Source organism: Megasphaera sueciensis (assembly GCF_050219315.1).
Lineage (GTDB): Bacteria > Bacillota > Negativicutes > Veillonellales > Megasphaeraceae > Megasphaera_A > Megasphaera_A sueciensis.
Genome location: NZ_CP116939.1, coordinates 1,252,545 through 1,273,580 on the forward strand (window position 1 = coordinate 1,252,545; position 21,036 = coordinate 1,273,580).

The following is a 21,036-nucleotide window of genomic DNA, read 5'->3' on the forward strand; positions in this document are numbered from 1 at the left end:
ACCGATACAATTGTATCATACCACAATTCAATGAAACCAACAATGATTTTTATTTAGAATATATTTCAGGTTTCAAAACTCCGATGTACGGAAGATTACGGTACCGTCCGTCATAATCCAGTCCATACCCTACTACAAAGGCATCGGGAATTTCAAACCCATTATAGTCAACAGGTACATCCACCTTACGCCGCGATGGCTTGCTCAGCAGCGTCGCAAGCTTGACGGATTTCGCTTTGCGGGCTCTCAGAAGCGGCAGCAGCCAGCTGAGCGTGATGCCGGTGTCTATAATATCTTCGACAAGCAATACGTTTTTGCCTTCCACTGATTTATCGAGATCTTTTTTTATTGCCACCTGGCCGGAAGAAGTCGCACCCGATCCATAACTCGAACAGCTGATAAAATCAAAGGCCACGGGACGATCAATGATTCTCGCCAAATCCGTAAAAAAAGTAACGGCACCTTTCAGGACACCGACCAGTACGATTTCTTCATTCGCATAATCCTTGGTAATCTGCGCTCCCATTTCTCGTACCCGCTGTTTGATTTGTTCTTCCGTAAAAAGAATTTTTTGTAAATCGCTATGCATGCAAATCTCCTCCTGTAATAGTGCCTATCATATAGAATGTTGTCTCCGTTTGTACCGAAGCTTCAAATGCCGCTGCCTGTCCGAATATCCAAAAAATATTCTCATTATGTGCTATCAGCGGGATACTGTCCCGCTGCGACAGAGGTATCTTTTTATCAATAAAATACTTTTTCAACGTTTTGCCGTTATGTGGTCCAAGTCGAATTTTATCACCGGGACGACGATAACGCAATACATAAAAAGCAGAATGTCTATTATAATCAAGCACACATACCCGCAAATCCTTCTCCTGCGGCCGTTTCCGTGAAAGCGTAACGGTAACAGTATACGGCCCTAATCGATAGGTTCCCGGTCCGTCCAGCGGTACAATGGTATCATCTTGGCGCCGGACATCGGGAATCACCGGAATCGCAGTACCTGCCGGAATCATATGCAAATTGTCATACGTCGTATAGGCCCATATCGTCCGGCACCGGAACTGCCGTCCCGTATACTGAGAAGCCATCATCCGCAGCTGTTCCGTATAATGGAACGGAATATTGCCGGCTTGTCCGGAAATCTGCTGAAACATTTTTCGTACTAGACGCCGCTGCAAGGCCACCGGCAAGGATGTCAGCTTTTTTTTAGCAATATGGCACCCCGGAGTATCCTGACACACCCATGCGGCATATGCCGTCTCTGTTTCCTTTTCCATATATGCGTCTTCGCCCTGCGCAATATCTGCCAGGCGGTTCAAATCACTGACGATATTCGGGTTATACTGCATCAGTTCGGGCAAAAGCCGCCGCCGTATGCGATTTCGCATATATATATCCCAATGATTTGTTTCGTCATCGCAGGGAACCAGTCCTCGACCGGCAATATACGTTTCGATATCGTTTCGCGTAACCGCCAGAAACGGGCGAATAATATCTCCGCTCTTGGGCCGCATCCCGGTTAACCCGGTCAGTCCGCTGCCGCGCAGCAAATGCTGCAGTACCGTTTCGGCCTGATCGTTCTGGTGGTGTGCCACGGCAATCCCTGCCGCATGATGCTCCGCCGCCGTCCGGCGCAGAATACGATATCGTTCTATCCTGCCCGTCGTTTCTTCCGATTCGTGCCGTGCCGCTGCCAAAGCCGGAACATCGACCCGCGCAGTGACAAATAAACAGTCCCTGTCCTGCGCTGCGCGGCGGACAAACCCAACTTCACGGTCTGCGGCCTTGCGTATGCCGTGATGAACATAGCAAACGACCAATTTCAAAGCATACGCATCCTTCAGCCGAGCCAGCACATCCAGCAGCGCCAGTGAATCCGGTCCGCCTGAACACGCGACGACAAGCGTATCTCCGGGTGCAAATAAATTATGTTTTAAGCAAAATGCTTCTACTATCTCCAGCATACCTGATCCCTGCCTATTTTTCCGCCTTATTTATATAGTATTCAGCTTAGCGAACCTAATACAATTATACATAATCCGGAAACACCTGAAAAGAGCCGTTCTGTACCGGATGGTCTTCATTTCCTATCTTCTGCAGCAAATAAGCCGGATTTCATAGGGCATAAAATACGCCTTCCAACAAGTCATGTTCACTGATTTGAATTGCCGAGACATCATAATGACGCATGAAGGCATCGGCTATAAGCAGTCCGGCCAGAATGACATCGGCCCGCTTAGGCTGCAATCCGGGTATATGCCTTCGTTCCTCGGCTGTCATATCTGAAAGCTGTGCTATGCGGCAGCGCAGTGCATCCGCTGTCACGATATAGCCATCGACCTGCTGCGGGTCATATGGTTCCAGCGAGAGTTCCATGGCCGCCAGCGACGTAAGGGTCCCGCCTACGCCGATCCATACTTCCGGTGTGTAAGGCAGGGGAAGAAAGGCCGCTTCGCACCGCTTATATATCTGTTCCGCTTCGCCGGTGCGGAAACGGCCATCCGGCGAAGAAAGCCGCACAGCTCCCAGCGGATAGCTGTGCGACCATACTACGGCATGGTTCCTGCCCAGCGCCGTCTCCGAACTGCCGCCGCCGATATCCAGCACTCCGTCATATCTTCCCTGATCCGTGATAGAAACCGCTCCGCTGAAACTCAAAGCGGCTTCTTCTTTCCCGGAAATAATACGATGCTTCCAATGGAACTGTCTACCTATGGTCTCCATAAAGGCAGCCCCATCTGCCGCTTCCCGGACAGCACTGGTGGCAACGGCCAAAACGGGTATATCCGGCAACGTTTCCTGCCAGCGGCTCATGGCCGCCAGTGATGCTTGTACCCCTTGCGGAGATAATGCTCCGGTCTTATCTATTTCTCTTCCCAGTTGTGTCGTCGCTAATTCCTTAGGGCTGAAATGCCACCTTCCCGCTGCGTCACAAAAGCCTTTCATCAACCGCAGCGAGTGGGACCCGATATCGATGACGGCCTGTGTATATTGCTGCATAAAACACCTCCGGACTGGACCGTACCCGGTCTTTTTCTATCTCCAACACAAAAAGAGTACTCCCGTAGGAATACTCTCTGCATTCATTTTGATTCCCAGAATACGATATTAATCAGCATGTCTGGCACCACGACCGCCGCGTTTTGATTCTGTGTTCCGTTTCAGATCCGTCAATCTTTCATCGCTATCCTTGAGAAATTTGCTTAGACGGTCTTCAAAGGACAAATGTACCGGCGGACGATGGCTGTCAAAGCCCGCGTTTCGGCGGAAATCATTTTTCGGTCTAAATTCACTTTTCGACCGGAAGTCGTTTTTAGGTTTGAATTCTTTTTTTTCTGGAGCAGGTTGTGTCTGTTTAATGGACAACCCGATTTTACCTTTATCGTCAATCGATAACACTTTGACGTTAACCTTATCCTGTACCTTCAGGAAATCATGTACGTCCTTTACATATTCATTGGCTACTTCCGAAATATGGACCAAGCCGACCTTCTTGTCAGGAAGCTCAACAAAAGCCCCAAATTTTGTAATTCCTGTAACGGTACCTTCCAGTACACTACCTACTTCGATTGTCATGCTAATTAATTATCCTCCTCTTAATATAAATAAAAGCATTTATCCACATTATAATCATAAAAACGGAAAATTTCAATCCGTAATTTATAAAATGTTATCGCTTATAAGGAATTTCACCCGGTTTTACAAGACCAAATTGCTCCCTTGCCCGTTTGCTTATCTCATCAGGATCATCTAAATTTTGCTTTTCCTGCTGCAGTTTTTGATGTTCCTCTATCAATCGTTCCTCCTGCTGTACTGTAATTTCCATGTCCTGATGGATTTTCCACAATTGATACATTTTAAGACTAATGAACAGGCCGCCGAAAATGAGAATCACAATAACAACAAGCTTATACAGACTCAGGGAAGACTTTTTTTTGCGTCGCCGTCTCGGTCTTCTGACTGCCCTCTGCTGTGCTTCCGGTCTCACGATCGTTTTCAGCCCCTTCCTACCATGTCTTTATTATATAGTATACCTTGAAAATGCTTTAAATTAAAGCTTTTTTTATCTCTTGTCATGTTTTGCCCCTCATATTCTTGTTATTATTTTGAAATTTCCCCTTTTAAAATGGATAAACCTTTCTTATAATAATAGAAACGATACTTAAGGGGGGCATTGCTTCATGAAATATAAAAAAATCAGCCAGGAAACACTCGGCAACATCAAATCTATTGTCGGAGAAAAAAACGTTATTACCGATACTAATACAATTCAGCCATATTCCCATGACGAAGTGACAGACCCGGCATATCACCACATGCCCGAGGTCGTGGCATATGTCGAATCGGCTCAACAAGCAGCTGATTTGGTCAAACTGGCAAACGAGCACCACTTTCCGGTCGTACCCAGAGGGGCGGGTACCGGTCTTGCTTGTGGAGCCGTTCCTATCTACGGCGGCTTAGTCCTTTCCCTGGCAAAAATGAATAAAATTCTGGAAATCAACGAAGATGCCTTATATGCTGTCGTTGAACCCGGCGTCCGCACCGCTGATCTGCAGGCAGCCGCAGAAGCAAAGGGGTTATTTTATGCCGGTGATCCCTGCAGCGGGGATTCCTGTTTTATCGGCGGCAATATCGCGACCAATGCCGGCGGCAACCGCGCCGTCAAATACGGTACGACCCGACATCAAGTGTATGCCATCGAAATCGTCTCTCCTACGGGAAAGATCATGACTCTCGGGGCCCGGCTGCAGAAACAATCTACCGGATACTGCCTGGATCAACTGGTCATCGGCTCCGAAGGCACACTGGGCATCATCACTAAAGCTACGGTAAAACTGCTGCCCAAGCCGCAATTTACCCTCGATCTGCTCGCCATATTCCATACGGTGGACGCCGCGATCGGGGTCGTCAACAAAATCATCAAAGCCGGTATTATGCCAACGTGCGTGGAATTCATGGACAACATTACCATCCAATCCATAGAACGCTATTTAAACGAAAAACTGCAAGGCAGTGAAAATGGCAATTACCTTATTATTCAAGTCGAAGGCATCAATGAAAATGATTTGGATGATAAAGCGGTCGCCTTAGATGAAATCTGCACGGAAAGCGGTTCCTCTTCCGTCCTCGTCGCTGATTCCGAAAAAATCTGGCGGGCACGCAAGTCATTTGCCGAAGCGGTGCGTGCCGAAAGTCTCATCGTCTGCAAAGAAGATGTTGTTGTCCCTGTTGATAAAGAACCGCAGCTGCTGCATGAAATTCTCCTGCTGGCCAAAAAATACAATCTCATTACTCGTATTGCCAGTCACGCCGGTGACGGAAATGTTCATCTGAACATCATAAAAAACAAAGATCTCAACTATGAAACCTGGGACAAAAACATAAAAGCTATGCAGCAGGAATTATACAAGACGATTTATGCGCTTGGCGGCCGCCTGTCCGGTGAGCACGGTATCGGCTATAAACGCAAGCATCTGATGGAAGAATTCACAGATCCTAACGAACTGGCATGGATGAAAGCCATAAAAAAAGCACTGGATCCCAATACTATATTAAATCCCGGCAAAATTTTTGATGTAGAATAAAAGCGGCCGGTCTCTTCGGTGAAAGAGCTGCCGCACACATCGTTTCACATAGATCCCCCTATTGCATTTTCTGCAGTTACCCTTTATAATAGAGAGCGTAACATAATTGCATAGTATATCTTCAGGGCAGGGTGAAATTCCCGATCGGCGGTAAAGTCCGCGAACGCGTTACAGCGTGTTGATTTGGTGCAAGTCCAAAACCGACAGTACAGTCTGGATGAAAGAAGATACCGTTTTTTAGGCAGCCGCATTGACGGCATTATTGCCTGTGAAATCCAAAGCCCTGATACTGCACCGCAGTTGTCAGGGTTTTATTGTATAGGAGGTATTTCGTAATGAAAAATGCAAAAAGACAGTATAACACAGTAGAAGAAGCTATCGAAGAGCTGCAAGCCGGTCATGTTATTTTGGTAACGGATGATCCCGATCGAGAAAATGAAGGGGACTTAATCTGCGCCGCTCAATATTGCAGCACGGAAAATTTAAATTTTATGGCCACCGTAGCCAAAGGCTTGATCTGCATGCCGATGAGCATGGATTATGCTCATAAGCTGGGATTACCGCAAATGGTCAGTGAAAATACAGATAACCACTGTACCGCTTTTACGGTATCCATTGACTACAAAACAACAACGACCGGTATTTCCGCTGTCGAACGTGCCTTAACGGCCCGCAAGACAGTCGAAGACGACGTATCTGCCGAAGACTTCCGGCGTCCGGGACACATGTTTCCCCTCACCGCCCGCAGAGGCGGCGTACTAACTCGCAATGGTCATACGGAAGCCACTGTCGATTTTCTTCGTCTTGCCGGTCTTAAACAAGTCGGCCTATGCTGTGAAGTGATGGCAGCCGACGGCACCATGATGCGCACCCCGCAATTATGGGAAGTCGCCGATAAGTACAACTTGAAATTTGTTACTATTCATGATCTGCAGAACTACTGCCGCCGCCATGATAAACACGTCGTCCGTGAAGCCCTCGCTCAGATGCCGACGAAATTCGGCGATTTTAAAATCTACGGGTATATTAACGACCTCACGGGGGAACACCATGTAGCTCTTGTAAAAGGCGATATCGGCGACGGCAAGAATTTACTCTGCCGTGTCCATTCCGAATGCCTGACCGGTGACGTCTTTGGTTCGCTGCGCTGCGACTGCGGCCAGCAGCTAGCTGCCGCATTAAAGCAGATCAACAGAGAAGGCCGCGGCATCCTCCTCTATATGCGTCAGGAAGGACGGGGCATCGGACTCATTAACAAATTGAAAGCCTATGCGCTGCAAGAACAAGGCTATGATACCGTTGAAGCAAATGAAAAACTGGGATTTGCACCAGATCTGCGCGAATACTGGATCGGCGCACAAATTCTCCAAGACATTGGTGCCAGAGAACTGCGTCTCCTTACCAATAACCCCGAAAAAATATACGGTCTCGAAGGCTTTGGCGTTGAAATTACAGAACGGGTTCCCATTGAAATCGCCGCCCAGGAACACGATGAATTCTACTTGGAAACAAAGAAAAATAAAATGGGCCATCTTTTGAATAATATTGATTAACAGCCACGGAAAAAACGACGCAACGAAAAATCAGTTACGTCGTTTTTTTCTTGTTACTCAAAAATACATATATGCAATTCTCATATGAATATGCACCGTTTAATTTGACATGGAAAAACAAATATTTATATAATGCAGGTAACGACTTGCTAAAAAGAGGTGTTTTTATTGATAAATCTGCGGCCGTATATGACAACAGCTGCCATTACCTACCTGCTTATTTCCATCGTTATATTTTTTATGACTTGGCTTCACTGGTATTATGGAGTACCTGCAGCGATTCTTTTAGTATATGCTTCCTATCGATTTCTTCACTCTATCCCAAAAGAAAAAACGGCAGATTCTTCTATTTCATGGTCAAAAGAAAGTCTTATCGCTTCTATCCTCTTATTTCTATTTCTCCTTTTGACCGGCCACGGCATGTTTATCGGCGGTTCCGGCTATGATATTCCCTGGCGGAACGCCATGTATTATGATTTGATACAGCAATCCTGGCCTGTTCTATATGAATATTCGCAAAGCGCCTTGATATATTATCTGACATATTGGCTTGCTCCGGCCGGTATTACGTATGTATTTGGATCACATACGCTCCTGGCAAACATTATCCTGTTTTTATGGACATATATAGGCCTGCGGATTTTTCTTTCTCTCTTGTGGAATTTCTTAAAGGCAGAAAAAAAATACTATATCTACATTACCCTTATATTTCTATTCTGGAGTGGATTAAGTACCATCGGAATGATTATCGTATCTGCCACCGGTATTATGCCTTTTTATATAGACGCTGATTGGGGCTGGCACGCCTGGCAGTTTACCGCCATTACGCAAAACGGGTATACTATGGGGTACATGATCCGCTCCACGTTTGACGGGTTATCCAATATTTATAACCAGCTGATTCCCATTGTCTTATGCACCGTACTGTTTTTAAAATATCGCCAGCCAGCATCCTATGCATTATTTATCGCATTGCTCCTGCCGTACTCTCCTTTCGGAGCTGTCGGTTTGTGCCTGCTGGCAGGGATTGACATCGTCAGACAAGGTCTCTCTGCATTCCAATCGCATCAGTCGCACTCTTTTTTTAAAGAACTCATCAGTCCGGCAAATATTCTTGCCGTTGTTGCCGTTTTACCTGTTTTTTCCCTCTACTTTACAGCAAATACGTCTTTGGATCAAACCAACAGCTTGTGGTCAGCCCCCTTAGCCGATTACACGATCATACGAATTACGATATTAGGTTTATACTATATGTTCTACTTTATTATTTTCGCAGATTTATGCCGTTCGCATACAAAAGACTCTGTATTGTTGGGTTCTGTAATTCTTACATTGATGATTATTCCTTTTTTCAAAATCGGACGCTCATTAGATTTTTGCTGGAATGCTTCTATTCCCGGTTTTTATATAATTATGGTTTTTCTTATGCAGGAAATCCTGCGGTTATTCCGGGAGCACGATAGAAGCCGCCATTTTGTCATCACAATGGTCGTCCTGTTCATTGCTGTGACAACACCGTTTCTGCAATTAACGTCTCAATGTATCAAGTGTTATACTGCCGGTACTTATTTTGTATATGTCAATGTACCGAAGTTAGAAGATACCTTAAGCGATAAACCCAGAGACAGTGTTATCCGTACATATGGAAACTTCATGAATCCATACTATAAAGACAAGCCATTCTACCGCTATATCGCCAAATAATTGAATCAGCGCTGCTGCCGCAAGAGCATCCGGATAATATTCATCTGGACTTCAAAGTTCTTGCGGTTATTTTTTGCGTTTGTATCCAAAATAAGACCGCAAACAACAGACAAAAACGCCGCCAGCATAAGAACAACACTGACAACTAATGTCGGCATACGCGGTACTAATCCCGTTTCTATGTATTCAATAAACACAGGAATAAACAAGATTATAGATATAAAAAACATCAAACAAGCTGCATATCCAAAGAACTTCAGAGGCTTATAATCACGATACAAGTTAAATATAGTTCCCATTACTTTACATCCATCGGAAAAAGTATTCAGCTTGCTATAACTGCCTTCCGGTCTATCCCGATAAGAGACAGGCACACTGCAAATACGTAAATTCTTATCCAAGGCATGTACCGTCATTTCTGTCTCAATTTCAAAACCGTGAGAAAGAATGGGAAAACTTTTTACAAACAAAGGGCTAAACGCACGGAATCCCGTCATGCCATCTTCTATATGACAGCGTTTTCCCCAAAACATATTGATGCATTTACGGACTAACATATTGCCGACCCCGTGAAAAGGCCGCTTATTTTCTTTAAAGTACGTCAAAGACAAGCGATCACCGATTACCATATCCGCCTTATTCCGCAGCACCAGTTTGCACATTTCCCCTGCACTTTCTGCTGGATAGGTATCATCTCCATCTACGATCAGATAGCAATCTGCCTCTATCTCTCTAAACATAGCCCGGACTACATTTCCTTTTCCCTGACGAGATTCTTCACGGACTATCGCACCGGCCGCCCGCGCAATCGCAGCCGTATTATCCGCCGAGTTATTATCATAGACATAAATAACCGCTTGCGGCAATACTCTCTGATAATCGTGCACTACTTTTTCTATTGTCTGGCCTTCATTGTAACACGGTATTAACACTGCTATTTTATCCATATGCGTTCCCTCTATTTTACTTATATTCAACATGATATACCGTATACCCATTGGCTGCATCCAGGGGTACTAAGACGACCGTATCATTATGCATTACGCTTAAATCGCGGTTGCTTAATACATACGATACATTTAATTTTTTTAAATCGCCGATATTTAATCTAATATTGACAATATCCGCAATAATAGAGTTTCCTTTCGGATTTTGAAATTTTGTCGGTTTTGTATTATCCAGCGTGATATTCATATGTGCGTACCGGTTCAGTATGCTGCGTTCCTTTTCTGTAAGCCCGAACGGTTCCCAACGCGGCCAATACACATATAAATTAACACTGTTAATGGTAGGTGCTCCAAACATGATAGGATAACTATTCATATAGTTAATATGCTCTGTATTCCATGTATCCCCATTATCAACAATCCAATATCCTTTATCCTGTGCTGCGATCTCCGTGATTTCTCGTGCCAAGTGCGTGCCATATACACTTTGTACGCCCCGTGCCACTGGATTCACGGCCATACCGGATACAAATGCGGTCAAAACAATGAACAACACCAATCCATGCCGCAACCGCAGTATATACAACGCCGCACAAACAGAAAACATAGATACGACTATAATCCATAAAGCAGCATGTTCCGGTTTAATGACCGGCAATACCATCCATAGCTCAAACCCTGTAAAAAGCACCGTCATGCAAGCCGTCGTCTTTTTGCTGCAAGCAATTGGCCGGAAAGACAATACCCGCAGCAAAATGAGTACTTGCAAAAAATCTATAGCAGGTATCATCCTCGCCGCAGGCGAAAAAGCAAGCAAGGTTACACGCGCCAGAAAGTTGGGCCACGGATATAAAAAGTGAGTGATATACACAACGAGCAATATAATCAGTGTACCGGTAAGACTATCCCGAAAATGCGTTTTACAATAATTCCAGCCAGCCAGCATAATCCCCATCGGGGCGAAACTAATAAACGTTGCGGCGCCAGTCGGCGCATAGCCCATATCCCAACCAAACGGCGCCATATACAACAATATATAATGAAACAGCCAGTCAAAGGAAAAACCGCCGCCCAAATCCCGGCGCTGTCCCGGATAGATAGAATTGGCAAAAGCTAGAATCGTATCCCAGGATTTAAAAAGGACATGTACTATCGGAAGAGCAGTAAGACAGATAAGAATAATTCCCAAAAAAATATCTTTATATGTCCTATACGTATTTTTGCGATTTTTATAAATAATCCAGCCTGCCATGAGTAAGAATACATACGCAAAAGAAACCTGCCAAGCCGGATAAAAAGATACGGCATACGCCACCATGACATATGCCAACCCCAACATATATAAAATCCTTTTTTTATAAAGAGAAGTATGGATATAGCCATTAACCGCAAGCACTCCCAGCTGTCCCCAAAGGAGCGTCTCTACAAAACCGTTGATACTAAACCACCATTGTACCATAGGGGAAAACGCTGTTAACAGCGCATAACTCAAAGATATTTTCTTATCTTGCTGAAAAAAAAGCATGCCGAATTCATAGGAAATAAGAAAAAGAAAAATAAGTCGTCCCGTCCAAAAAAAGGACAATCCATTACCGGCAGGCAAAAACAAATAGCCCCATAAAAAAGGACGGAACACCGTTATCATATCCCAACAGGGCTGCCCGTAAACCAAGGCAACATCCGTAACAGCCGCTCTGGATACATGACTGAAATAAGAAAATCCATCAAAATACTGCGAAAAAGCAAGCGGCGTGAAGACCGCCCATTCATCCAGCTGAAAGGAGTGATTCGTACCTATAAGTGCCGTATCCAAGTCCGGTGCTTGCAATATATGTGCATAAAACCCTATGGAGGATCCATGTATTTGAAAAATAACTAATAGGATCCATACTATAATTCCGATGGTCCAGCGATGCGAAAATATTTTATACATTATACTTTTCCTGTGTATTTTCATCAAAATTCAGTCTTTTTTCTTCAACGACTAACGGCCGGTGCAATATGCGGGCATTGATATTGAGAATATATTCTCCTAAAAGCCCAATAAAGAAAATTTGAACGGAACCAATAAAAAAGATACCGATCAAAAGCGGTGCCATCCCGAAAGGAAATGCATCCCACCAAATCAATTTAGCTATTAAATATAACAGCGCAATCATCATCGTCATGGCAGAAAATAAAAAACCGGCAATAGTAGCGATGCGTAATCCTATTTTAGTATAGGAAGTAAAACCTAACATAGCAAAATCATATAAAGTATACAGATTATTATGCGTCTTGCCGTTCCTTCGTTTTGGTTGTACATACGGTATTTCTTTACGTTCCGGTCCCAGTTCGGCAACGATCCCCCGAAAATACGGCAGCGGATCATCGAGTTCCCGCATGACATCAATAAAACTTTTATCATACAGGCCAAATCCGGTAAAATGTTCTATTTGTTCAACAGATGCCATTTTCTTGATCGCTTTATAATAACAAGACCGCAGAGCATAGACAAAAGGATTTTCCTTGCTGTTCACTTTAATGCCGATAACGATTTTAAATCCTTTTTCCCATTCTTTTACAAATTGAGGAATCATTTCTACGGGATCTTGAAAATCTGCACACATTATAATCGAACAATCTCCTGTGGTTTGGCACAATCCATAATAAGGTGAGTTAGCTTGTCCAAAATTTTTAACGTTGAATATAGCTTTTATTCTTTTAGTCTGTTTGCATAAAAGTTCTAATTTATTTCTTGTTCCATCTGTAGAGAAATTATCTATAAATATTATCTCATAATTATATTGATATAAGTTTTCTTTGAATTCATAAATTATTGCTTCACTTAGAGGAACAACATTATCAACTTCATTAAAGCAAGGAATTAATATACTAATTTTTTTCATATTTTCACTCCATAAGTTATTTAAAAGCCCAAAATTTATTCATAAAAAAATTCAATGGAACGGTTATAAATAATATCAAAAGTGGTGCTATAAAAGCAGAAAATTCAAACCATTCAACAATAATCATTAATAATGATGTTCCCAAAAGAAAAGATAACCCATAAGAAAAATAAGTTTTAATTAAAGTAGTCTTCCATGTTCCAGTATTTTTAAACACATAACGGTTATTCCAAAAGAAAGCATTAAAAACACTAATTATCCAAGAAACAAAATTGGCAATTAAATAATGGACTCCAATAAATAATAATAAATAATACGTTATTAAAGCAATAATAGTATTAGAGATACCTACTAGTCCAAATTTCATAAATTGTATAAAAAAATTTTTTTTTTCCATATACATAATGACTACCTTTTTGAATACTTGCTTTCTCCTTATCAATTCTTTTCGATGCCATTTACACCTAATGTTACTGAAATAATTTCAGGATATTTTCTTTTTATAATTTCATTTATTTCATTAGAATATCCTGCAGCCATAATTAACACTGCTCCAATTTTTCCTTTTTCTAAAATATCTGGTGAGACAACAGGAATATGAGTTGCAGGTGTATATCTATTTTGTTTAAATTCTGCCGAATCAATTACACAACACACATATTTTTTTATATTCAATATGGAGAGATTCGCTAATGACTGATGTCCTGCACCCCATATCGCAACGCTAATATTTTGTGATTTCATTAAATCTAAAAATTTATCTACATCATTTTGAATATATTTTTGACTTTTATAAAATTCTTTCAAATCTAATGCTTCTCTTTTTTTTACTTCAGCTCGTAAAATATATTCATGCCAACAACTATAACAAGAAAGTATTTCAAATCCATTCATTGATAAAAGTAATTTTAATGTATCAGCTGTAAAGTATAAAAGATGATCTTGAATAAGTTCAGAATAAAGATGTCGTTTTAATATCATATCCATATTGGGAACTTCTATAATTCCAACTGCTCCATTTGATAAATTATTGGCTATTCCTCTAAGAAATTCTCCTGGACAAGGGATGTGTTCTAAAAAATTTAAAATGTAAAATGCATCATATGGTGCTTTGGGAATTTGAAATTCTTCCGATTCAATAAATGCATTAAAAACCTTATATCCATTTAATATATCCTTATCCACGGAACTAGCCAAATGTTCTATGCCATAAACATTTGCACCTATTTCTTGCATTATACTTATATACTCACCTGCTCCACAACCAATCTCCAGAATTTTTTTACCCTGTAACCTATATTTTCTTATCCACTTTGAAAAAAAATTTTTTCTAAATTCACGCATTTCTTTCGAAACACCGGAAGCTCGAATTACATCCCGATAATATGGAACGGGATATCCCCCTAGTTGAATCATTCCACAATAATGACACTGAAATAATTCTAAATTTACACCTCTCTCTGCTTTGACATGTTCTGCATCAGGAAAATACTGTGCAGATTTAGGCATATTACTATAATGAATCGAAGCTACTTCGGGTAATTGTAAACCACAACAACGACATTTCATATAGATATCACTACCTATTCTTAATAAATTAAAATATTTCACTTAACTGAAAACAAAATACTCTCATAAATTTCATTTATCCCTTGTCTAAACGAATAGTCCGGTACAAAATTTGTATCTTTTTTTAACTTAGCAATATCGGCTCTTAAAAACATTAGCTGTTGACTATTATATGGAATCTCACCTAATTTTGGAGTTTTATCTGGAGCTACAATATGGTAAATTGCTCTTATATAATCGCGAAGTGCATATGTCCTTCCATTTGCCACATTATACGTTTCTCCATCCTTGCCCTTTTGAGCTAATAGCATTAACGCTTTAGCCGCATCATAAGAATATAAATAATCCCATTCCTGTTCACCAGACGTATAGGCAACCTCTTCCCCTTGCAAAAGTTTTTTAATAGTTATATCTACAAGGCTCTGTGTTGAATCAAATGGCCCATACACACTAAACAAAATTGGCCAAATATGTTGTATCCCATATGATTTACATAAAAGACGAGTCATACTTTCTGCACACAATTTGGCCATGCCATATCCATTTTCAGGTTTTTTTTCTGTTTTCTCGGTAATTATATTATCTTTTCTACCATATTCAGCTTGTGACCCTGTCATAATAAATACAGGACAACTAATAGCATGACAAAGTTCAACGGCATCTATAGCATATATTATATTCTGGCTTTGTAACTTAAAATTATTGCGATTATCTATCTTATGACTTCCCATAGACCCCTCCCAGGCCAAATGAAAAAACACATCATAACTCTTATTATTTAACAGTTGAACACTCGAATGATAGTCTTCCATCGCACAATAAATTATATTAAAAAGCAAATTTTCGTCTGGTAAATATTTCCGCCTTATAGATTTTGGGCGGACTAGTGCTGTAACCTGTACTTCATTTTTCAATAAGTAACGAATTAATGCGTTTCCAGTTACACCTGTTCCACCTGTAACAATAGCAGAATGAATTTTATGCATCATTGACAAACTCCTATTTCCAATATGGATTTCTTGTTACATCTTCCTCACTAAATACTTCTGTAAAAGGAACTGGTACTGATTTACCATAAATGCGATTTGCTACATATTTTTTAATAAAAGGCAAATCTTCTGCAATCAAGCAAGTATCTACATGTTCTCCAAAAAATTTAATATTCATTCCGTTTTGTATAATATTCTTAAGCGGTGTTTGAAAAATATTACCGATAGAAGTATGAATATACGGACAAGGTTGAACATCACCATATTCTGTTACAGAAATAAACCCTTTAACACCTATACACCCCATATTTAACCCATATCCAGGTGTTAAATGTGTACAAACCATATACTTTTTTTCTAATTCACACATATAACTCATATCTGCTCGATTAATTAAATTATCAAAATGTCCTTCCCATGCTCCAACGGGTTTTGCGTACGAAACAAATACATTAAGACCCATTGTGTTAAAATATTTTAAAAACTCAATAAATTCATCAGAATGCAACCGTTCTTTAGTCACCACCGTTTGTATATATAATGGCAATCCTATCCGCTGACATTCCTTAATGCCATCCATCGCATGTTTAAAAGCGCCAGGCATATGACGAAATTCATCATGTTCTTCAGCATTTAAACTATCAATGCTGAGTTGAATACGATCAATTCCTATATTTTTCATATGTTCTGCCTTTTCTGCCAGCAAATATCCATTTGAATCACTATTAATATAAAACTTTTCTGGATCAATTGCTGCTACTACTTCATCAAGGTCTGGAAAAATGGTTGGTTCTCCTCCACTAATTACAAATCTAGCCAATCCCATTTTATCAGCTTGTTTAGCTAATAAAGCCACATCTTTTGGCATAATTTTCCGTCCATTTTTTTTATTTTGAAAGTGTTTAATAGAACAATGTTCACATTTCATATTACACGCATAATTGTACTGTAATTGAATAATAGCTATACTTTCACCTTTGTTATATTTTTCTGCAAATTTTAAAATTTTTTTATATACATATGGTTTAGTTTCCTTTAAATAATTGCGTTTATTTTGTTCCTGTATAGACAAATACATTTTTCCCTCCACACAATCACTCATTTATTTTTAAATTGCATATCATTTCATTAGTAAGATATATTTTTGTTTTCCGCGGATACACAAAATTTTCAGCGTTTTCATAAAAAGAATCATTAGGATAATGTGTTGTAGAAACTTCTTCAAATACACATCCGGTTTTAGACTTAAAACTATGATGCATCCCTCTCTCAACAACCATAGATTCTCCTTGATGAACAATACTTGTTTTTTCATCACAAGTTACTTCTAAATCACCATACAAAACAGTAAAGGTTTCTTCCTTCTTTTTATGCAAATGCATAGGATGTTCTTGACCCGGCAATAAAATTAATATTTTTTTACAATACTCCCTGTTTATACAATCAATAATGGTAACTCCTATTTGTTGATATGTATCCAGACCATAATGATGCGATATTTCACAACTACTGTTCATGGGGACTACTACATGACTTTTTTTCAATATATGCATAACTGCACAAACAATATGATGTACTTTTTTAGTACTATCTGAAATAGTAACATTATCTAAAAAAATTGGTTTCCCTTTTTCAACCATTTTACCTGTCACAACAATTGATGCATATTTGGACATTTGTCCAGAAAGAAGCTGTCCTTTTTCACATGGGAAGGCAAAATAAACAGAATGGGAATCCAGATTGTCTCCCACTTGAAGCGTCTTCTTAGCAAAAACACCACGCTGCAAAGCGGCTAAATCAGATTGTTCCTTTACGGAAGAAATGTATCGTTTTCCAATAACCCCACACATTTTATACGTTTTTAATGCAGCGGCAATCCATTTATCCGCCTGCTCAGGTGTTGCTGAATACATATTTAACTGAATTTTTTCCGTTGGAAGACCTACATGTTTTTCAAAAATTTCTGCACCTTTGGCTACTGCTATTTTTATAGGTTCTATATCAAGAGGATTTTCATGCGTCGAGAATCCAATAGGTATCTGAGGATATCTTTCTTTTAACAGCGTAATCTGATTCATCTCTAATCTATCTTCTATTGTTGGATACTCCGCAACACAATGCATTAACGCTAAGGAAATATGACGATGTTCAAAAAAAGCCACTACTTTATCAATATCTTCCAAAGAACTTCCCGCGGTAGATGCAATAACAGGTAATTTTGTTTTTGCAATTACTTCTAACAGTGGCCAATCTGCAAAAGAACAACTTGCAACTTTGATAATATCATAATTTTGTTTTCCCACTCGTTCAGCAGACACCTCATCAAAGGGTGTACACATAGTATACATACCTTGCTTTTCCACTTCTGCCTTAAGTTCCAAAAACTGTTCTTGTGTTAACTTAGTGTCTTTAAAACGCTTGACATTTTTTATATCATCACGATTTAAATAATCAGGACGAATAAATGTGTCTAAATCTCTATATTGAAACTTTACAGCAAAGTCAAAAATTTCTTTATACTTTTCTGTTATCTCTCCTAATTTATGAATTATCCGTTTCCCATGTTCTATACTTCCTTGATGGTTATTGGCCATTTCAAAAGTAAACAAAGGTTTATTAAACAACGTCATATAAAACACTTCCTCTATATAGATTCACTTAACAATTCCATAGTAATTTTTTTCATATCTTTTTCCGACATATATGGATACGGATTTTCTAAGAGAGCCGATATTCTCTTTTTAGTTTTTTCATCTATTTTAGAAATACATTTAGGAATTTCATCAAACCATAATGAACCACAAATTTCACATAGAACAGGACCTTTACTATTCATTACGGCTGTAATGGTACGTATTATATTGTCATCGCTTTCAATACAAAAATAAGGAATATCATATGCAGTTGCTATTTTTTCCAATTTAGGCATACATACGCCACTTTTTTCATTACTTCCCACATAAAATCCTCCAAAATTGCGGTCTTGCATAGTGGTAATTGCTGCATATCCACGATTATCAAAAATAAACATTTTGACATCAATATGATATGCATAGATAGTTTCCAGTTCTTGAATATTTAATTGGAAGCTGCCATCTCCTTCAATCATAATAACTCTTTTTTGACCACTGCCATAATACGCGCCGATAACGGATGGTAAAGCAAATCCCATCGCTCCCATTCCCATCGATGAGATAGTTTTTTGCCCTCGTTTATGATTAAACGCTATATGTCCTGCAGTATTACACCTACTTGTCGATGAAATTACTATCACATCATCCGACTTAGCTTGTCTGGATATAGCGGTTGTCACCGCATAAAGATTAACTTTTTCCTCGTTATCCTGTTTTTCGGACAAAATAGGGAATCGCTGTTTCACAGCCTTACAATGTTCACGCCAAACTTTATACTCTGTATGCCATTGCTTATCTTTTAAAAGAAAATTAATTTCCACCATAAAGTTGTTAACATCAGCAACAACAGGATACACATTTGTCATTGTTAATTTAGTTATCTCATTTTTATCAATATCAACAATTATTTTTTTTGCTCGATAAGCAAAATGTTCCTCACTAAAAGCAGTAATCATATTATCTAACCGGCTGCCAAGAACAATCAGAATATCGGCATGTTGAATAATAAGATTAGAATAACGAGGTGCCTGCAATCCCGGACTGCCAAAAAATCCTTCATCATCTGAATCCATAAAATCAAGTGCCCGCCAAGTTGCTAAAACAGGTATGTTCACCGTTTTAATAAATTTGCGGATTGCATCATAGGCACCCGAAGAAACAGCGCCCTGCCCAACAAGCATTACTGGCCTTTTTGCTATCTGGAGCAATTGTAACGTATATTTAGCTGCCTCTGAGAGTACTGGATTTTCAATATGTATCGGTGGAATAAAGTGCCGCAACTTATTTTCATCTATTTCTGCCGCCTGAATATCCAAAGGAATATCAATCCACACAGGTCCTTTTCGATCTCTTGTCGCATAATAAATACACTTTTCTAATTCATATTGAATATTTTCCGGTTTCGTAATCATAACTGCATATTTTGTAATGGGAGCAGCCATTGATATAATATCATTTTCCTGTGCACCAAATTGACGTACACCTCGTAAGCTTGCAAAGTCCGATGTTTTTACCTGTCCTGTCATAAAAATAATCGGTGTGGAATCCATATAAGCAGCGGCTGCTCCTGTAAGCGCATTTGTTCCTCCGGGTCCAGTGGTAACTAAACAAACGCTAAGTTGTTCTTTATACATATCGTAAGACTGAGCCGCAATTGCTGCTGCTTGTTCATGATGACAACAAACATACGTTAAATTACTGTGCCCCAAGGAATCAACCAAATGCATAATTCCCCCACCGGTCAACGTAAATACGGTATCTATCTTCTGCTTTTCCAAAAAATCAAAAACAAAGTCGGATAATTTCATGATTCTGTTCCCTTTCTGCTTTATATGGATTGTTTTATTGTTCTCGCCATATATGCTATCTCTTCATCGGTCATTCCCGGATATATGCCAACCCAAAAAGTATCACTCATTATCCGGTCTGTTTGCCGAAGCGTGCCGATTTGCCGATATCCAGTCTGTTTTTCTCTCATCATATCAAAACAAGGATGTTTAATAAGATTTCCAGCAAAAAGCATCCGTGTTTGTATCCCTTTATTCTCCAAGTACTGTACTACATACTTCCGGTCAATATGTTCCCGGCAGGTCAATGGAAAGCCAAACCAACTGGGTGTTGAAGATACACACGCTTCTGGAAGAATAAATGCTCCCTGGACGTTCTCTAATGCTTGCCGCAATGTTTCAAAATTATGTCGGCGCCGTGCTATAAAAAAAGGAAGTTTATCTAATTGAGCGACTCCCACAGCAGCCTGCATATCTGTCGCTTTTAAATTAAATCCAAAATGGGAATACACATATTTATGATCATAGCCGACTGGAAGTTCTCCATATTGTGTATCAAACCGGTGTCCACAGGCATTGTCCTGCCCTGGGGCACACCGACAATCCCTGCCCCAATCTCTGAGAGACCGAATAATTTTATGTAGCAGTGGATTTTTCGTATACACGGCACCTCCTTCTCCCGTCGTCATATGGTGCGGCGGATAAAAACTAGAGGTTCCGATATCACCTATGGTACCTGTATACCTATCCGTATCGTTCAGTTTATATTGAGCACCCAAGGCATCACAATTATCTTCAATCAACCATAGTTCATGTTTCCGACAAAATGCCGTTACCGCTCCCAGATCAAAGGGATTGCCCAATGTATGAGCCAACATAATCGCTTTGGTTTTGGGAGACAGTGCTTGTTCCAGCTGATCTATATCAACATTGTATTGCGGAATGGTCACATCGACAAAAACCGGCACCGCGCCATATTGGACAATCGGCGTCACCGTTGTCGGAAATCCGGCAGCCACGGTAATTACCTCATCACCGCGCCGGATAGCCCGTTCTTCCAGCAAAGGCGAAGTCAATGACATAAACGCAAGTAGATTTGCTGAAGATCCGGAATTTACCAAAGAACAAAAAGGCACCTGCAGATACGCGGCTAATTTTTTCTCAAATTCCGCGGCATAGGTTCCGGCAGTTAGCCAGAACTCCAAAGCACTATCTACCAAATTTACCATTTCATGATAATCATAAACGCGAGAAGCATACGGGATATACTCTCCGGCATGAAAAATCTTCTGTTGGTTATGATACGTTTGACAATATTTTTTTACTAATGCTAATATGTTTTCTCGTGCTTCCTTTTCTGTCGCCATTCGTACAC

Annotated in this window: 18 protein-coding genes and 1 riboswitch; of the genes, 3 read left to right on the forward strand and 15 right to left on the reverse strand. The window is 40.3% G+C overall.

Going from position 1 to position 21,036, the window contains the following annotated elements; translation table 11 throughout:
* Positions 1-49 precede the first annotated feature (49 nt).
* From hpt to NXG62_RS05995, 5 genes are all read right to left on the reverse strand, one after another.
* Positions 50-589 carry a hypoxanthine phosphoribosyltransferase gene (hpt, locus tag NXG62_RS05975; protein WP_427114040.1) on the reverse strand — a complete coding sequence of 180 codons (540 nt, stop codon included), beginning with the start codon at positions 587-589 and terminating at the stop codon, positions 50-52.
* Positions 582-1,970 (reverse strand): tRNA lysidine(34) synthetase TilS, encoded by a 1,389-nt coding sequence (tilS, locus tag NXG62_RS05980; protein ID WP_427114041.1) that lies wholly within the window; start codon positions 1,968-1,970, stop codon positions 582-584. Before tilS ends, hpt begins: the two co-directional genes overlap by 8 nt.
* A 151-nt stretch (positions 1,971-2,121) precedes the next feature.
* Entirely contained in the window at positions 2,122-3,006 is an 885-nt protein-coding gene (locus NXG62_RS05985) for a Ppx/GppA family phosphatase (protein ID WP_427114042.1), read from the reverse strand.
* A 108-nt stretch (positions 3,007-3,114) separates the two neighbouring features.
* Positions 3,115-3,582 (reverse strand): S1 domain-containing RNA-binding protein, encoded by a 468-nt coding sequence (locus tag NXG62_RS05990; RefSeq protein WP_427114043.1) that lies wholly within the window; start codon positions 3,580-3,582, stop codon positions 3,115-3,117.
* A gap of 94 nt (positions 3,583-3,676) precedes the next feature.
* Positions 3,677-3,994 (reverse strand): FtsB family cell division protein, encoded by a 318-nt coding sequence (locus NXG62_RS05995; RefSeq protein WP_427114044.1) that lies wholly within the window; start codon positions 3,992-3,994, stop codon positions 3,677-3,679.
* A gap of 193 nt (positions 3,995-4,187) precedes the next feature.
* On the opposite strand from NXG62_RS05995, the gene NXG62_RS06000 reads away from it, so the two are divergent.
* The 3 genes from NXG62_RS06000 to NXG62_RS06010 all read left to right on the forward strand — a co-directional run bounded on the left by NXG62_RS06000 (position 4,188) and on the right by NXG62_RS06010 (position 8,848).
* Positions 4,188-5,591, forward strand: coding sequence for an FAD-binding oxidoreductase (locus NXG62_RS06000; RefSeq protein WP_427114045.1), 1,404 nt, complete (start codon positions 4,188-4,190; stop codon positions 5,589-5,591).
* A gap of 113 nt (positions 5,592-5,704) precedes the next feature.
* Positions 5,705-5,824: riboswitch (FMN riboswitch) on the forward strand.
* Positions 5,825-5,926: 102 nt separating this feature from the next.
* The gene (locus NXG62_RS06005) at positions 5,927-7,144 is read left to right on the forward strand and encodes a bifunctional 3,4-dihydroxy-2-butanone-4-phosphate synthase/GTP cyclohydrolase II (protein ID WP_427114248.1); all 1,218 of its coding nucleotides are present in this window, start codon (positions 5,927-5,929) and stop codon (positions 7,142-7,144) included.
* 168 nt (positions 7,145-7,312) lie between these two features.
* Entirely contained in the window at positions 7,313-8,848 is a 1,536-nt protein-coding gene (locus NXG62_RS06010) for a hypothetical protein (RefSeq protein WP_427114046.1), read from the forward strand.
* A 5-nt stretch (positions 8,849-8,853) separates the two neighbouring features.
* Here NXG62_RS06010 and NXG62_RS06015 read toward each other — a convergent pair whose 3' ends face one another.
* The 10 genes from NXG62_RS06015 to rfbH are packed head-to-tail and all read right to left on the reverse strand — an operon-like array spanning position 8,854 to position 21,028.
* Positions 8,854-9,795: a glycosyltransferase family 2 protein gene (locus NXG62_RS06015; RefSeq protein WP_427114047.1), complete on the reverse strand. Its 942-nt coding sequence runs from the start codon at positions 9,793-9,795 to the stop codon at positions 8,854-8,856.
* Positions 9,796-9,811: 16 nt separating this feature from the next.
* Positions 9,812-11,728 (reverse strand): DUF7657 domain-containing protein, encoded by a 1,917-nt coding sequence (locus tag NXG62_RS06020; RefSeq protein WP_427114048.1) that lies wholly within the window; start codon positions 11,726-11,728, stop codon positions 9,812-9,814.
* Positions 11,721-12,683, reverse strand: a complete 963-nt coding sequence (locus tag NXG62_RS06025) for a glycosyltransferase family 2 protein (protein WP_427114049.1) — start codon at positions 12,681-12,683, stop codon at positions 11,721-11,723. Before NXG62_RS06025 ends, NXG62_RS06020 begins: the two co-directional genes overlap by 8 nt.
* Before the next feature lie 16 nt (positions 12,684-12,699).
* Positions 12,700-13,080, reverse strand: a complete 381-nt coding sequence (locus NXG62_RS06030; RefSeq protein WP_427114050.1) for a GtrA family protein — start codon at positions 13,078-13,080, stop codon at positions 12,700-12,702.
* 41 nt (positions 13,081-13,121) lie between these two features.
* Entirely contained in the window at positions 13,122-14,252 is a 1,131-nt protein-coding gene (locus tag NXG62_RS06035) for a methyltransferase domain-containing protein (protein WP_427114051.1), read from the reverse strand.
* A gap of 38 nt (positions 14,253-14,290) precedes the next feature.
* On the reverse strand, positions 14,291-15,241 hold the full coding sequence (locus tag NXG62_RS06040; RefSeq protein WP_427114052.1) for an NAD-dependent epimerase/dehydratase family protein: 951 nt from the start codon (positions 15,239-15,241) through the stop codon (positions 14,291-14,293).
* A 10-nt stretch (positions 15,242-15,251) separates the two neighbouring features.
* Complete coding sequence (locus NXG62_RS06045) at positions 15,252-16,313, reverse strand: radical SAM/SPASM domain-containing protein (protein ID WP_427114053.1); 1,062 nt, start codon at positions 16,311-16,313, stop codon at positions 15,252-15,254.
* 22 nt (positions 16,314-16,335) lie between these two features.
* On the reverse strand, positions 16,336-17,871 hold the full coding sequence (locus NXG62_RS06050) for an N-acetylneuraminate synthase family protein (protein WP_427114054.1): 1,536 nt from the start codon (positions 17,869-17,871) through the stop codon (positions 16,336-16,338).
* 14 nt (positions 17,872-17,885) lie between these two features.
* Positions 17,886-19,682 (reverse strand): thiamine pyrophosphate-binding protein, encoded by a 1,797-nt coding sequence (locus tag NXG62_RS06055; RefSeq protein WP_427114055.1) that lies wholly within the window; start codon positions 19,680-19,682, stop codon positions 17,886-17,888.
* A 20-nt stretch (positions 19,683-19,702) separates the two neighbouring features.
* A complete protein-coding gene (gene rfbH, locus NXG62_RS06060) occupies positions 19,703-21,028 on the reverse strand; it encodes a lipopolysaccharide biosynthesis protein RfbH (RefSeq protein WP_427114056.1) in 1,326 nt (441 codons plus the stop codon).
* Between the last annotated feature and the right edge of the window lie 8 nt (positions 21,029-21,036).

Excerpts from the sequence above, each read along its gene's own strand:
- NXG62_RS06025 (WP_427114049.1), bottom strand. The coding sequence starts at position 12,683 with ATGAAAAAAATTAGTATATTAATTCCTTGCTTTAATGAAGTTGATAAT.
- NXG62_RS06000 (WP_427114045.1), top strand. The coding sequence starts at position 4,188 with ATGAAATATAAAAAAATCAGCCAGGAAACACTCGGCAACATCAAATCT.
- hpt (WP_427114040.1), bottom strand. The coding sequence starts at position 589 with ATGCATAGCGATTTACAAAAAATTCTTTTTACGGAAGAACAAATCAAA.
- tilS (WP_427114041.1), bottom strand. The coding sequence starts at position 1,970 with ATGCTGGAGATAGTAGAAGCATTTTGCTTAAAACATAATTTATTTGCA.
- NXG62_RS06020 (WP_427114048.1), bottom strand. The coding sequence starts at position 11,728 with ATGTATAAAATATTTTCGCATCGCTGGACCATCGGAATTATAGTATGG.
- NXG62_RS06050 (WP_427114054.1), bottom strand. The coding sequence starts at position 17,871 with ATGACGTTGTTTAATAAACCTTTGTTTACTTTTGAAATGGCCAATAAC.
- NXG62_RS06035 (WP_427114051.1), bottom strand. The coding sequence starts at position 14,252 with ATGAAATGTCGTTGTTGTGGTTTACAATTACCCGAAGTAGCTTCGATT.
- NXG62_RS06040 (WP_427114052.1), bottom strand. The coding sequence starts at position 15,241 with ATGATGCATAAAATTCATTCTGCTATTGTTACAGGTGGAACAGGTGTA.
- NXG62_RS06055 (WP_427114055.1), bottom strand. The coding sequence starts at position 19,682 with ATGAAATTATCCGACTTTGTTTTTGATTTTTTGGAAAAGCAGAAGATA.
- NXG62_RS05990 (WP_427114043.1), bottom strand. The coding sequence starts at position 3,582 with ATGACAATCGAAGTAGGTAGTGTACTGGAAGGTACCGTTACAGGAATT.
- NXG62_RS06015 (WP_427114047.1), bottom strand. The coding sequence starts at position 9,795 with ATGGATAAAATAGCAGTGTTAATACCGTGTTACAATGAAGGCCAGACA.
- rfbH (WP_427114056.1), bottom strand. The coding sequence starts at position 21,028 with ATGGCGACAGAAAAGGAAGCACGAGAAAACATATTAGCATTAGTAAAA.
- NXG62_RS05985 (WP_427114042.1), bottom strand. The coding sequence starts at position 3,006 with ATGCAGCAATATACACAGGCCGTCATCGATATCGGGTCCCACTCGCTG.
- NXG62_RS06005 (WP_427114248.1), top strand. The coding sequence starts at position 5,927 with ATGAAAAATGCAAAAAGACAGTATAACACAGTAGAAGAAGCTATCGAA.
- NXG62_RS06030 (WP_427114050.1), bottom strand. The coding sequence starts at position 13,080 with ATGGAAAAAAAAAATTTTTTTATACAATTTATGAAATTTGGACTAGTA.